This is a genomic window from Pseudoalteromonas sp. P1-13-1a (assembly GCF_001401875.1).
Classification (GTDB): Bacteria; Pseudomonadota; Gammaproteobacteria; order Enterobacterales; family Alteromonadaceae; genus Pseudoalteromonas.
In genome coordinates this window covers 14,978-29,064 of the sequence record NZ_LKDV01000044.1, presented here as the reverse complement: position 1 = coordinate 29,064, position 14,087 = coordinate 14,978, and the positions used below count along the sequence as shown (strand labels likewise).

The 14,087-nt window shown below is 38.1% G+C and carries 11 protein-coding genes; all 11 read right to left on the bottom strand.

Annotation, left to right across the window (positions count from 1 at the left end; genetic code table 11):
* Nucleotides 1-72 precede the first annotated feature (72 nt).
* Nucleotides 73-426, bottom strand: a complete 354-nt coding sequence (locus AN391_RS18520; RefSeq protein WP_055016756.1) for a four helix bundle protein — start codon at nucleotides 424-426, stop codon at nucleotides 73-75.
* Nucleotides 427-644: 218 nt separating this feature from the next.
* Nucleotides 645-1,418 (bottom strand): YggN family protein, encoded by a 774-nt coding sequence (locus tag AN391_RS18515; protein ID WP_055016755.1) that lies wholly within the window; start codon nucleotides 1,416-1,418, stop codon nucleotides 645-647.
* A 402-nt stretch (nucleotides 1,419-1,820) separates the two neighbouring features.
* Complete coding sequence (galU, locus tag AN391_RS18510; protein WP_055016754.1) at nucleotides 1,821-2,741, bottom strand: UTP--glucose-1-phosphate uridylyltransferase GalU; 921 nt, start codon at nucleotides 2,739-2,741, stop codon at nucleotides 1,821-1,823.
* Between the two features lie 116 nt (nucleotides 2,742-2,857).
* On the bottom strand, nucleotides 2,858-4,024 hold the full coding sequence (locus AN391_RS18505) for a nucleotide sugar dehydrogenase (RefSeq protein ID WP_055016753.1): 1,167 nt from the start codon (nucleotides 4,022-4,024) through the stop codon (nucleotides 2,858-2,860).
* A gap of 192 nt (nucleotides 4,025-4,216) precedes the next feature.
* Nucleotides 4,217-5,572 (bottom strand): phosphoglucosamine mutase, encoded by a 1,356-nt coding sequence (gene glmM, locus AN391_RS18500; RefSeq protein ID WP_055016752.1) that lies wholly within the window; start codon nucleotides 5,570-5,572, stop codon nucleotides 4,217-4,219.
* Nucleotides 5,573-5,729: 157 nt separating this feature from the next.
* Entirely contained in the window at nucleotides 5,730-6,800 is a 1,071-nt protein-coding gene (gene wecA, locus AN391_RS18495; RefSeq protein ID WP_055016751.1) for a UDP-N-acetylglucosamine--undecaprenyl-phosphate N-acetylglucosaminephosphotransferase, read from the bottom strand.
* Nucleotides 6,801-6,904: 104 nt separating this feature from the next.
* The gene (locus tag AN391_RS18490) at nucleotides 6,905-8,134 is read right to left on the bottom strand and encodes a glycosyltransferase family 4 protein (RefSeq protein ID WP_055016750.1); all 1,230 of its coding nucleotides are present in this window, start codon (nucleotides 8,132-8,134) and stop codon (nucleotides 6,905-6,907) included.
* Between the two features lies 1 nt (nucleotide 8,135).
* Nucleotides 8,136-9,614: a heparinase II/III family protein gene (locus tag AN391_RS18485; RefSeq protein WP_055016749.1), complete on the bottom strand. Its 1,479-nt coding sequence runs from the start codon at nucleotides 9,612-9,614 to the stop codon at nucleotides 8,136-8,138.
* Between the two features lie 217 nt (nucleotides 9,615-9,831).
* Nucleotides 9,832-11,943 carry a bi-domain-containing oxidoreductase gene (locus AN391_RS18480; RefSeq protein ID WP_055016748.1) on the bottom strand — a complete coding sequence of 704 codons (2,112 nt, stop codon included), beginning with the start codon at nucleotides 11,941-11,943 and terminating at the stop codon, nucleotides 9,832-9,834.
* A complete protein-coding gene (locus tag AN391_RS18475) occupies nucleotides 11,940-12,824 on the bottom strand; it encodes a hypothetical protein (RefSeq protein ID WP_055016747.1) in 885 nt (294 codons plus the stop codon). The genes AN391_RS18480 and AN391_RS18475 overlap by 4 nt, the downstream gene beginning before the upstream one ends.
* A gap of 14 nt (nucleotides 12,825-12,838) precedes the next feature.
* Complete coding sequence (locus AN391_RS18470; RefSeq protein ID WP_055016746.1) at nucleotides 12,839-14,083, bottom strand: O-antigen polymerase; 1,245 nt, start codon at nucleotides 14,081-14,083, stop codon at nucleotides 12,839-12,841.
* Nucleotides 14,084-14,087 lie beyond the last annotated feature (4 nt).

Below are 14,087 nucleotides of genomic sequence, written 5' to 3'. Positions count from 1 at the left end.
GGTCAGCGGTCAGCGGTCAGCGGTCAGCGGTCAGCGGTCAGCGGTCAGCGGTCAGCGGTCAGCGGTCAGCGGTCAGCGGTCAGCGGTCATTTTTAATGTTGCGATTAAACTAGTCAACATTTTTGAAAGCGCTACGGTTTCATCAAGCCACTTTCGACCAACGGATTTATCTATATAACAAATATCTATTCCAATATAAATTTGCGTTCTTGCTTCAGCTATTGATGAGCGAGCAATATCTAAAAATCTAACTTTTTCTTTATTGCTGTCTCTGGTCATCCCCTCGGCTATATTACTAGGAACAGACAAACCAGAGCGTGTTAATTGATCTCTAAACCCATAATCTTTTATCGAGCTCGTGATTTTATATATATCAGCACTTAAACGGGCTGAACGTTTCCAAACTTCTAAGTTTTCAAAGTTCATCGACTTAATCCTAGCTATTTACTTTTAGCTTAGAAGTATTTGAAGAAATAGACACCCTAAACGCAATTAAAGCCTAAGACTGATAGCTGATAACTGATAACTGATAGCTAATAACTAATAGCTGATAGCTGATAGCTGATAACTGATAGCTGATAGCTGATAGCTGATAGCTGATAGCTAATAACTAACAGCTTATAGCTTATAACCCCTCACTTTCCTTACGATTTTATCTGCACTAAATCAAAGTCAGCCATGCCAGGCACTATCGCCTGCAAGCGCGATTCGGTCACATCAAGTGCGTTTAAACATTCGCAATACTCAGAGGCTTTAAGCTCAAGTTGCTGGGCCTTTTTTTGTAGTGATTTATCTATTTCTTTAGAGATAATATTCATACGTTGGCCCATGTCGTTAATGCGGTCTTCAATATTACCTTCGCGTGATTTAAATGCATCACCAAGCGACATTAAAATAGCGCCTAACGAGCCATGTACGGCAGAATGTATTTGTTGGCTAATTTCTTTAGTGAAAAAGTCATCAATTTGCGAGAGAGACTGTGGCGCGATAAAAAAGAAGTCATCGCCGCGCTTAAATTTATCCATAAGCGCCCGCTCTACGTACTGGAGCTGGGTTTTTAGTACCTCTGGCTCTTTATCAGACATCCCCTCAACCACGTGCTCAATGGCGCTTAAACCTAAGTTAACCCCATCGGTGGCTAAGTTAACAAGCTCCGGTACCGTATGGCGAATACCATTACTAAATTGCTCAAGTACTTTGCTTTCTTCTGTGCTTAAATCAACCCAATAACCACGAATAAATAGCTGGTTATTATTATTAATTTGCACGCGGGTTTGGCCTTTATCAAGAATACGTATAACGTCGTCGGTAATTATTAAGCCATGACTCAGCTCTACATCGCACTGAGTTTGAGCGAGTATACTCGAACTTGATAGCGCTAAACACAACGCCAATATCGAGCGAGATAACAACGCCATATACACCTCAACAAGCCAAAATAAAGGCAAGTAGGTTAACAAAAAAACAACTTTATGCAAGAAAAATAGCGGTTAGCGGTTAGCGGTTAGCGGTTAGCGGTTAGCGGTTAGCGGTTAGCCAGAATAAATTATTAAAGCACTGTGTTTACAATAAACGCATTACTTTGTATATGGCGTAGAGCTTGCCTAGGGGTAATGCGAAGCTTCTCATGGTGTTAAATGTAATAACCATTGTAAAAGCGCTGCTTTTAAACGCCAGCAAGCTGCGCGTCTACAAAAACCATAACCCTAAGCGTGAAGCTTGCTCACGCAAAGCATAGCAACCGTCGTCAGCTCAAATACATACACCCATAAAAAAGCGCGGCATATAGCCGCGCTTTAAATAATATAAGCTTAAAAACTCTATAAATTTACAACATTTTCAGATTGAGAAGCAGGTTCATCATTTACCAACGTTGTTAAATATTGGCCAAAGTCTTCACCTAACTTAGCATCGCGCATGCCGTATTCAACAATTGCTTTTAAGTAGCCTAACTTGTCACCACAATCATGCGAGCGCCCACTCATATGGAATGCTTCAACCGTTTCTTGGGTCATTAGCGCATCAATAGAGTCGGTTAGTTGTATTTCACCACCAGCACCTACTGGTGTTTTAGCAAGCAGTGGCCAAATGTTTTTGCTTAGTACATAACGCCCTACTACAGCAAGGTTTGATGGGGCTTTATCTGCCTCTGGTTTTTCAACCATGGTTTTAATTGCTGCACTGTTGCCTGGCGTTAATTGCACGCCGTTTATATCAGCAATACCGTATTTACTTACATCTTCTTGTGCTACCGGCTCAAGCATAATTTGACTTGCTTTGGTCTCGTTAAAGCGTTTGATCATCGCTGCTAAGTTTTCAGTTTTTTGATCGGCTGTGTAAGCATCAAGTATTACATCTGGCAGTAATACTATAAAATCGTCGTCACCCACAATTGGCTTTGCACACAAAATAGCATGGCCTAAGCCCTTTGCCTCACCTTGGCGCACACTCATTATAGTTACATCGGTAGGGCAAATAGAGCGTATTTCTTCAAGTAGTGCACGCTTAACGCGTTTTTCAAGCGTTGCTTCAAGCTCGTAGCTGGTATCAAAATGGTTTTCTATGGCGTTTTTAGAACTATGTGTTACCAGTACAATGTCTTTAACACCTGCAGCTACACACTCACTTACTATGTATTGAATAAGTGGTTTATCTACAATTGGTAACATTTCTTTAGGAATTGCTTTGGTCATAGGCAACATACGCGTGCCAAGGCCAGCAACAGGAATAACAGCTTTCATGGGTAATCCTTTATTTATAAATTAATTATTTTTAACTTAGCAGGTTAAATGTAGATGGGGGCTGAATGGGGGGAAGCTATCAGCTAACAGCTAACAGCTAACAGCTATTATTTTAATCAATCACTACCAAATAAATCGCGTGTATACACTTTATCTGCAATGTCGCTCAGCTCTTCTACCATACGGTTAGAAACCACTACATCAGATATCTGCTTAAACTCATTTAAGTCTTTTATAACGCGTGAGTTATAAAACTCACTCTCTTTAAGCACGGGCTCATACACAACCACTTCAATACCTTTGGCCTTTATGCGTTTCATAATACCTTGAATAGAAGACGCTCTAAAATTATCAGAACCACTCTTCATTACTAAGCGGTACACACCCACTACTTTTGGGTTGCGCTTTAATATTGAATCGGCAATAAAATCTTTACGGGTGGTGTTTGCATCTACAATCGCACCAATAATGTTGTTTGGTACATTTTGGTAATTAGCACGTAGCTGCTTGGTATCTTTTGGTAAACAGTAACCACCATACCCAAACGACGGGTTGTTGTAATGGTTACCAATACGTGGGTCTAGGCCTACACCTTGAATAATTTGCTTGCTGTTTAAACCGTGCGCTTCTGCGTAGCTATCAAGCTCGTTAAAGTACGCTACACGCATGGCAAGGTAAGTGTTAGAAAACAGCTTAATCGCTTCAGCCTCTGTTGAGTCAGTAAATAACACTTCAACGTCTTGTTTAATTGCACCTTGCTTAAGTAAATTAGCAAATACAGTTGCACGCTCACTTTGCTCACCCACAACAATACGTGACGGGTGTAAGTTATCGTAAAGCGCTTTGCCTTCACGTAAAAACTCAGGAGAAAATATTAAATTATCGGCGTTAAGTTGCTTTTTAATATCAGCCGTAAAGCCAACCGGAATAGTCGACTTAATCACCATAACCGCAGTAGGGTTATGCGCCATAGTGTCTTTAATTACCGCTTCAACAGAGCTGGTATTAAAGTAGTTTGTTTCAACGTCGTAGTCTGTTGGCGTGGCTATAATTACGTAATCAGCATCTTTATAAGCGGCTACTTTATTGGTAGTGGCTGTAAAGTTTAAATCGTCACGCGTTAAAAACTCACTGATCTCTGCATCAACAATAGGCGATTTTTTATCGTTTAAAAGTGCAATTTTTTGCTCGTCAATATCAAGTGCAACCACTTCGTTATGTTGCGATAAGAGCATAGCGTTAGAAAGGCCGACATAGCCTGTACCTACCACGGCAATTTTCATGCTATTCCTTTAATATTTGCATTGGTAATTAATATGCATAATTTTATCAGAGTTACCTTATATCATCTATTAGATATTGAGCTTCTCGTAACAACTCGATAATACCGACCTAAAGGTGAAAGGTGAAATTGTGCGCGACAAAAGTCGCGCAATCAAAAATTAGTTATATACAAGCTCATAAAAATGAGCTTTTTATAGTAAAGCTCTAATAGCTACGGCTATATGCTCGGCTTGCGCCTGTGAGACTACCGAATCTGTCGATTCAACCATTACGCGAATAAGTGGTTCAGTACCCGACTTACGCAGTAAAACGCGGCCAGAGTCTGCCAATCGCGTTTCTGCCTCGGTTACAGCTTGCTTTACAGAGTCAGTATTGAGTATTTCGTCCGCATTATTTTGTGTTAAACGCACATTTAAAAGTACTTGCGGCAGTTTTTGCATACCGGCTACGTAGTCTTTTAATGATTGCTTTTGCTGTATAAGCGCAGTTAACACTAAAAGTGATGCAACAATACCGTCACCCGTGGTTGCATAGTCTAAGTGTAAAATATGGCCAGAGCCTTCTCCGCCTAATTTCCAGCCGGTATGCTTTAGTTGCTCTACCACATAACGGTCGCCTACTTTTGCGCGCTTAAATGGTATATTCATGTCTTTTAACGCAAGCTCTAAACCCAGGTTAGACATAAGCGTACCTACCACACCACCACTCATTTTACCTTGTAGCTTTGCCGCTTTTGCAAGAATATATAAAATTTGGTCGCCATCAACCACGTTGCCCGCATTATCAACAAGCATTAGTCTGTCGGCATCGCCATCTAGTGCAATACCAAGGTCTGCGTTATTAGCTACTACGGCCGTTTGTAAACTATCTAAATGGGTAGCACCGCATTGCTCATTAATATTTAAACCATCGGGTTTGTCATTAATGCTAATAACCTCAGCACCTAACTCAGCATATACATTAGGGGCAATGTGATACGCTGCGCCATTTGCGCTATCTACAACAATTTTTAAGCCTTCAAGGGTTAAGTCTTTTGCAAATATGCCTTTGCAAAACTCAATGTAGCGGCCGGCGGCATCGTTAATACGCCTTGCTTTACCTAAGCGCTCAGAGCTTACACACTGCATAGCATCATTTTTTAATGCTTGTTCAAGTAAGGCTTCAATTTCAAGCTCCTGCTCGTCATTAAGCTTAGTACCAAAATTATTAAAAAATTTAATCCCGTTGTCATAATACGGGTTGTGTGAGGCACTAATTACAACGCCGGCATCGGCCCTAAATGTTGATGCCAAATAGGCAACTGCAGGTGTGGGCATAGGGCCAACAAAAGCAACATTTACGCCTGCGGCCGAAAGGCCAGCCTCCATGGCCGACTCAAACATATAGCCACTGTTGCGTGTGTCTTTACCAATTAAAATTTCTTTAGTCCCGCTTGAGGCTAAAACGGTGCCTGCAGCCCAACCAAGTTTCATTGCAAAATCAGGTGTGATAGGAAATGTGCCTACTTTACCTCTTACACCATCGGTACCAAAATACTTACGTGGCATGATTAACCCTTATTAATTTATAAATATTTAGTTTTAAAATAACCGTTAAAAAGCAAAAAGCGCGAGAAAAAACTCACGCTTTAAGTTTTATTTTAATGAGCTAAAGTTCTATATATGGCTATAAAATAGAACTCTAAAATTGAAGGTTCAGCGTAACTTAATTACTGATATCTTTTTCTGGCAGGTTTAGTATGCGTCTACAAAAATTAATTACTTTACAGTGATTTACCAATATTATTAAGTAACCTATAAAAACAGTAATAAACCCATAAAACATAATATATTCTGGCACTAAAAGCACTTCACCTACTATACCTATACTTGCAAACAGTGAGGCAATAAAGCAGATTAAACCTAATGTTTGTAATGACGATAAACCAAAGCGCTGACAAATATGGTGCAAATGATCGCGGTCGGGTTTAAAAGGCGATTTTCCCTGTTTAATTCTGCGTATCATTATTGACACCATATCCATTAACGGCACGGCAATAAGCCACAATGCTGTAACAGGGCGAATCATCGGGTTGCCTTCGGTTTGGCTCGCACCAATTAGCAACCAAATAACGGTAAAACCAATCATCATACTACCCGCATCACCCATAAATACTTTACGTTTATGGCCAACTAAACCTAAGTTCATTAAAATATAAGGCACCATACAAACCACTAATAGCAGGCATAAATAACTTAAGCTTTGCTCACCAACAAATAACAATAACAAACCTACACTTGCAAAAGTAACTATAGACAAACCACCAAGCAATCCATCTATACCATCAACCATATTAAACGCATTTATACAGCCTATAACTGCCAATACTGTAACTAGGCTACCAAACAATCCTAATTCTATAACGCCAAAACCGAAAAGATTACCCAAGCTATGCATTTCAGCATTCGCAAAATAAATCATAGCAATTGATATTAACGCTTGAACTAACATACGTATTTTTACGCTTAAATCAAAGCGATCATCTAAAGCGCCTACTGCAGTTAAACCACATATACAAAGCATATATAAATTAGCATGGTTAATCATTCCGGGATGCGAATATATGTAATTAATAATAGTAATACATATAGATATTCCGCCCACCAATGGAATATTCCCTGAATGCAACTTACGTCCAGAAGGCTTATCAACAAGACCTACTTTACGTGCGACTTTGCGCATTAAAAATAAAATTGCAAAAGCAATAAAAAAAGTGAAAAGCAAATCTAAAAACATAATTCATCCATATTTAACACAGGTGTTAAATTTTATAAAATACTGAAGTACTAATATAATTAGCTACTTAAACTGCCTAACTAAAGGCATCATTTGAACAACAACTAATTTTTAGCTGAAACTTTCTCAAATATATCAAGCATTAATTGAGCGTTAGTAGTTCGACTAAATTTTGGGGCTGAACTTATACTACCTAACCTCATATTCCTATAAACTTTATTGTCTGAATAAATATACAGTATTGCATTTTTTATTTGTTCCACATTTTCGCTTTCAACTACTAAACCTGAAGCTGTCTCTCTTATTATTTGCGTAGCTTCCCCTTCGGGGACGCTCATTACGGTGGGAATTCCCATACCCATACATTCAAATATTTTGGAAGGGATAACCGTTCTAAATAAATCATTATTAACTAAAGGCACTAACGAGATATCGCATAACGACCATATTATTGGCATCATTTCTTTTGGTTGCCTATCAATTAATACAACATTTGAAAGTTCTTTTTCAGCAACAAGATCAACTACTTTTTTTCTTGCTGCTCCGCCCCCTGCAAACAAAATGCGGATATCGTCATTTTCTTTTAATTGTTCTGCAACCTCAACAATAGCCTCTAAACCATGGGCCATACCATGAGTGCCAATATAGCCTGCAACAAACTTTCCCTCTAAATTATACCTTTTAGAAAATTCGTTATCTTTTACACTTACTGGCTGATACTTAGCTAAATCTACACCATTTAAAACGACGTCAATTTTATCACCATCAACACCGCGCTCGATCAACTCTTTTTTAAATGCATTAGTCACAGATATTATTGAGCCTGCTCGCTTATATAAAAACATCTCAAGCTTCTCAAGTATTCGAATTGCAATGCTATCTTTCATTGCCCCAACGGCAGTTATTGACGCCGGCCATATGTCTCTCAACTCAAATATAAAAGGCTTAAACCTAACCGCAGATAGAGCCCAAGCACTTACAGCTGTAAAAAACTGAGGAGAGGTACCTACAATTACATCAGGCTTTTTTACAAATAACCCAGCAATAAAACTTGTGATCATGAATGATAGAAAATCTAAAATTCTTTTCATAAACCCTTCATTTGCTGTTATGTAAGTTTTAACTCTTCTTACTTCTATCCCATCTAAATATGATTTTGAGTACCAGCTATTACGATAGCCATCAAAAACTTTACCTTCTGGGAAGTTTGGCGCTCCCGTAATAATTGTTACTTTATGGCCTAACTTTACCCACTCCCTGGCATGCTCATAGGTTCTCGTTGCGGGTGCATTTCCTTCTGGCGGAAAGTTATCCGTTAAAAATAAAATATGCATATTACAAAGCGTTCCATGTAAATTCGATGAGGTTGTTAGGATTACTAAACGTAACTTCGAGACAATTATTCTGTTTTGATATTCCAAAGCCTGGATGCCAATTACTTTTTACGAGTATTGCTTGGCGCCCTGTTAAATCAGCTAAAAGTTCAAAACGTTTGCCCACGACTCTTAAGTTCCCATTTATTAATGTGACAACTAAGCTTGGGTGTAAGTAAAAACGCGCTTTTGCTTGAGTAAATCTGCCATTAAGCTCATCTTTAACCCGCAAAGATGATGCCTCCAGAAACATAGACCGCTGGTGATGTGGCCCGCCATAGATTTTATAGTAACCATTGTGACTTGCCTTTAGCTGAACAGTGTTACACATTACACTAGCGCTGGCTGAGGTAATACGTGCACGCTGTGCAACCCTAAAGCCGCTCCATACTTGTGATGAGTCTAAACCGTCAACTTCAACTGTATTATGAGAAAGTGTTTTACGTTCTTTTAAACGCTGTGCGCCCAAACCATATTGTGAAGTACCCGTATTAACAAATACCCGCTCACTACCAATAGAAAGCTCAAATGCTAAAGTATCTGCATGGGCATGACCCGGAATATAATCAGGACCAACATTACCTGCATCAAAAATTAGCTTATTACCACTGTGGGTGGCAACCATGTATCCGCTAGCGCGCGAATCTATAGCATTAACTTGTTGTATGTCTAACTCTGGCAATGCAAACCCTAGCGCTAGAGCATAAGCGTTAATACGTGCTTGAGAGGGTGCGATTCCATCTACTGAGTCATTAAAAAAGCTAACACCTTGATCGTTATGAGCAACCAATTGCATAAAATTTAGCATTTTAGGAATGTACACTTCAATTATGTTAGTTAGTTCTTCAGGTACTTGTTTTGGGTATGCCTTTGATAGGTTATACATGTCGAGCATGTCCACCAAAATTAAAGAATGATACATAGGTGTAAGCTCAAAATTAGCTCCATCTTCAAGGGTTTGCTCTGGGATCTCCGACATTAAGCCTTTTACGGCAAGCTTTAACCACCGTGTGTTGTTAAAAATTACGCCAGCAAAAAGTAATGCTTTTAGGTTAACAAAATAGTGGTTGCCCAATAAGTGCTTTTCTAAGTCATTCGACAGAAAGCTAGCTTGCTCAAATACGTTTTTAAAATGCTGCTTTTGTAATGGTAAACCTGCCAGCCAAGCTTTAAGAATATTTGGAACACGCAACGAAATTGGATATGGTTCCCAGCCGTTACCATACCCTACAGGGTTATCAGCTGCCCATCTATTTAAAAGCTCGATATGAAAGTCATATTTAGCAGCAGCATTTACAGTGAGTAAATCTTCAAAATAGTGAAGGTTATAAACCCATAATTTGCTGTGTGATTCATCATTCCAATCGGCAGGTAAATCCAACTGTTTAGTAAACCCCAAAAAGGTAGCAACCATTTGGGGTGTAACTTTTTCATCATACATAGGGATATGAACCCACTGTGCACTTTTTTGTGGCTCTTGTCCGGAGTATTGCTCTGACGCCTTAGGTTTGACTAATTTTCGGTAAATTCTAAAGTAAAACTGGGGCCATCGTAGATATTTAAGTGTATGGAAGAGAAAAAGTAGTTTTTTCATAATTACAGAAGGAGGCAATGCCCCCTTAATACATCCTCTAGGTTTGGATTAGCTTGAATTTGGATTAACTGCGCAATAAATTAGCAATATCTACTGATACACGAGCGATTTCAAAAATTTCATCGTTCGGAATAGGGTTTTGCCCACCTTGCTGCACGGCATTCATAAAAGCTTCTGAACAACTAGATTGCCCTTTATCTTGAGACCATAAGTTCATTTTATTAAAGCCTTTCCAACCATAGCCCGTTAACTTACGGAAGTTATCTAGCTGAAGCACTGCATCATCACAAAACACTTCAACTCGCTCTTTAGGGAATGATTTACCACCATTTGCAAAGTAGTGTATCGAGCCAACGGAGCCATCTTCAAAAGTGATAGTAATTATGGCTTTATCTTCAGTGACTTCAACATAGTCATTCTCACTCATTTTAATCGCCGAAAAAGACTTAATTTTAGAACCGGCTAAAAAGCGCATTAAATCAATATAGTGACATGCTTCACCAATAATACGGCCGCCTCCCACTGCAGGATCTTGTGTCCAATGTTCAGCAGGGATATCACCTGCGTTCATCGTCATAATAAAAGTTTTAGGTGCTGCTTTCTTCATAAGCAGTTCTTTCATTTTTTGCACATGCGGTGCAAACCGTCGATTGTAGCCAACCATTACCATAGTATTTGCAGCTTTTTGAGCCGATTCTATAGCATCAATTTCATCATGATTGAGCGCAAGAGGCTTTTCAACAAATACATGCTTGCCCTTTTCAAGCGCTGCAATGGCTTGAGACGCATGCAAGTTATGTTGTGTAGCAATCACCACAGCATCAGTATTACTATCAAGCGCCTGATCCATATCGGTAGTCGCATTAGCAAAGCCATTTTTCTTACCATGGTGCACCGCACTGATACCACCACTAGTAACAATAGAGGTTAAATTAGCGCCTGCGTTTTTAAACGCCGGTATTAAAACTCGTGATGCGTAGTTACCACCTCCAATAAAGGCAACATTACCATTGCTAGCAGCAAAGCTCGCTTGTTCATTTAGCGCAACAGTTGCCTTCGTAAGATCAGCAGTATTAGTTTTGCTGTAATCCAAAACAATACCAAGGGATCCTCTATCATCAAGTTTTTCATATGCAGCTTTTGCATCATCAATAGCAAAACGATGGCTAACAAGCGGCTTCACGTTCACTGCACCAGATGCCATTAAATCAAGAATTGCTTCAAAGTTACGCTGCTCAGTCCAACGCACAAAAGCAAACGGGTAATCCTTCCCCTTATCTTCGTATTCTTCATCATAGCGGCCAGGTCCATAAGAACATGATACTTGAAAAGTTAACTCTTTCTCATAAAAATCAGCTCGGCTTAGCTCTAAACCTACCACACCGACCAATACAATACGGCCGCGTTTGCGACTCATAGTTGCAGCTTGGTGCATAATGTCATTACTCTTTGAGCTTGCAGTTACCAGTACTGCATCAACGCCGCGACCGCGAGAAAACGCCTCTGCAGCTACAAGGGCATCTTCACCTTTTGAAAGGTCAACAACCTCTGCACCAAATTGCTTTGCTAACTCACACTTAGCAGAATCAAAATCAATACCCAGTACGCGACAACCATTTGCTTTTAAAATCTGGACTGCAAGTAAGCCTATTAAGCCTAAACCTGTTACTACGACGGTTTCACCTATAGTTGGTTTGATTAAACGTATGCCTTGCATAGCAATGGCACCCAAAACTGTGAATGACGCTGATTCATCGTCAACATCATCAGGGACCGCAGCGACCAAGTTTTTAGGTACACGTACTACTTCAGCATGGTTACCGTTTGAAACAACGCGAGCACCAACCTCAAACCCTGTGTCACTACTATCGATCACAGTACCTACATTGCAATAACCCAATGGAAGTGGTTGGTCTAATTTAGACTTAACAGCATCATAGGTTGCTGAAAGGCCATCAGTTTTAGCCTTCTCTAAGACCATTTTTACTTTATCAGGCTGTGAGCGCGCTTTTTCAATCCAGCTTGCTTTACCAAAATCAACCAACATACGCTCAGTACCTACAGAAACCAGCGTTTTAGAGGTTTTAATTAATACATTACTATTTTTAGCTTTAGGGCATGGCACATTCACTAAAGACGTTTCGCCGTTAGCGAGGTTTTGTAACACTTGTTTCATGAGTATTTATCCATAACTGCTATTAAAGAATCCATTTTACCATATTCATAAATGTGGCAACCACTTGGTCTCTTGATGGTATTTGAAGCAATAACATTAGCACCAAAGTACAACGCCTCTCTAACACTTACACTATCACCATCAGTTGGAGTTAACCTTAAAAAAGTGGGTTGCTCAAGAAACACAGGCCAAAGTTCTTTTTGGCCTGTAAATAGGTGTAAACGATCTTCGTCTTTATATTTATTAATTTTTTGAACTACTCTCGGTGGCATAGAAAGTTCATCCCAATCAGCAATTGCGAGTAAAAGGTTTAGCTTTTTAAAAGTCTCAAGTAATAATATTGATGTTTCTATTCCATATAGGTCAGTATTATTATATTTAATATACTTCCATGCAGAATTAACTACTAAATTATCTCTTTTGATAAAAAGTAATGTTTTATCATCATAAGTAGATAAAACTGACTCTTTCGCTGATAGCGTTGGTGGAATGAAGGGGTGTAACAATGTGAGGGAAATCCCATTGGGATAAAATTCTGATAAATCGGAATTTACTATTTCAACTCCAGCTGATCGCTTTAAAAAAAAAAGTAGAATGCTTTTTTTAAAACCCGAAAAGTGTCTCGACGCATTATGATCGATAAATACAGATTTACTTAACTTCCCACAAATAAAAAGTAGAAAAACCAAACCCAAATTTAATGAGTTTACTTCAAATTTTTTTGAACGTGACAAAAATAAGCGAATTGATACAAACCGGCTCCCTAAGTCAAATACCTCAACACTCACACCGGATTCAATTAGTTGGTTTATTCTTCTTGAAAAGAAAACACTTACCCCTCCAATTGGAGGTGGGGTACGACCAATGACACCAATACTCATAATGAACTCCAAATTCAACGTCTTTGCCTAGTAATAAATAAATACGACAAAAGAAAACATAAAAGTATATAAACATGACTAACTACATAGCCTAATTTATAGTAAAAAATACCATGCAATATTAATTGCGAAAATAAAACAAACAGTATTAACAACCCGAAGTCTAGTTTTTCTTGCTTATTGCGTATTGAAACAAATGAAAATATTAGCATATAAATAAATGAAAATAATAAAGTCCCAACTCCACCAAGAGAAACATAAAAAGAGCCTATAAATGTTTTAAAGACAAACTTACTAAAGCCATAAGTTGCTAAAAAGCTAAAATGTTCATCAAGTATCGATAATTCTTCGTTTTCAATGAAAAACTTTAAAAAAGGGAACACTTTTTCAACCTGAATTGGCATATCTGCAAATTTGGTTTTAGTATAAAACTGATTGAACTCACCGAGCTGTTGAGAAAAATAAGCTAACAACTTATGGAAAAACAAAAAGTAATCATCGCTAAGAAATCTAGATATCGAAATCACTAAGAAAAAAGAAAACAAAACAATTAGTACCCTAAAAAAATTCTTTTTAATCGCGCTTTTCACAGCACTACTTAAGAATTTTTTATATAGTAAGAAGGTAAATATAAATGACAATGACCAAAGAACAATACCATCACGCCCGACAGAAGATAATACATTCAAAATATATGATAAAGACGAACAGAAAAGTAACCTTCGTAACCAAACCTTATTTGGTAGAAATGTAAGCGCTTGGAAATAAAACAATATTACTACTGGATAAAACTGACAGAATAAATTAACTATCATGAAAATATACCCCCCTCCATGATAAACCTCACCGCCAACCAAGTCGCCTCTCAAATGAATTATAGATTTTGTAGATGTGAATAAATCAAAGATTGTAGGGATAAAGAATATAAAAGACACCACACCTAAAAAAATAAAAATATAACTGATAACAATAAAAAGTTTTACATTGGAAAAATTTATATATTTTACAACCCTATCATCATAAATAACAAATGGTATAAAGTATAAACTTAAAACAACTAAAAAATAAAACGTCGCCTCCAAAGAATAATTACTTTCATCAACTGCCAATCTATCATCTAAAAAAAAAGCTCCCAACATAGAAAGCAGATATAAACCAACAATATAAACAGAAACATTTATTCTAAAATTTGATTTGTAAAACACTATAACAAAAAATATTGCAATATATAAAATTGAAATGATAATATAAAAATTCATAAAT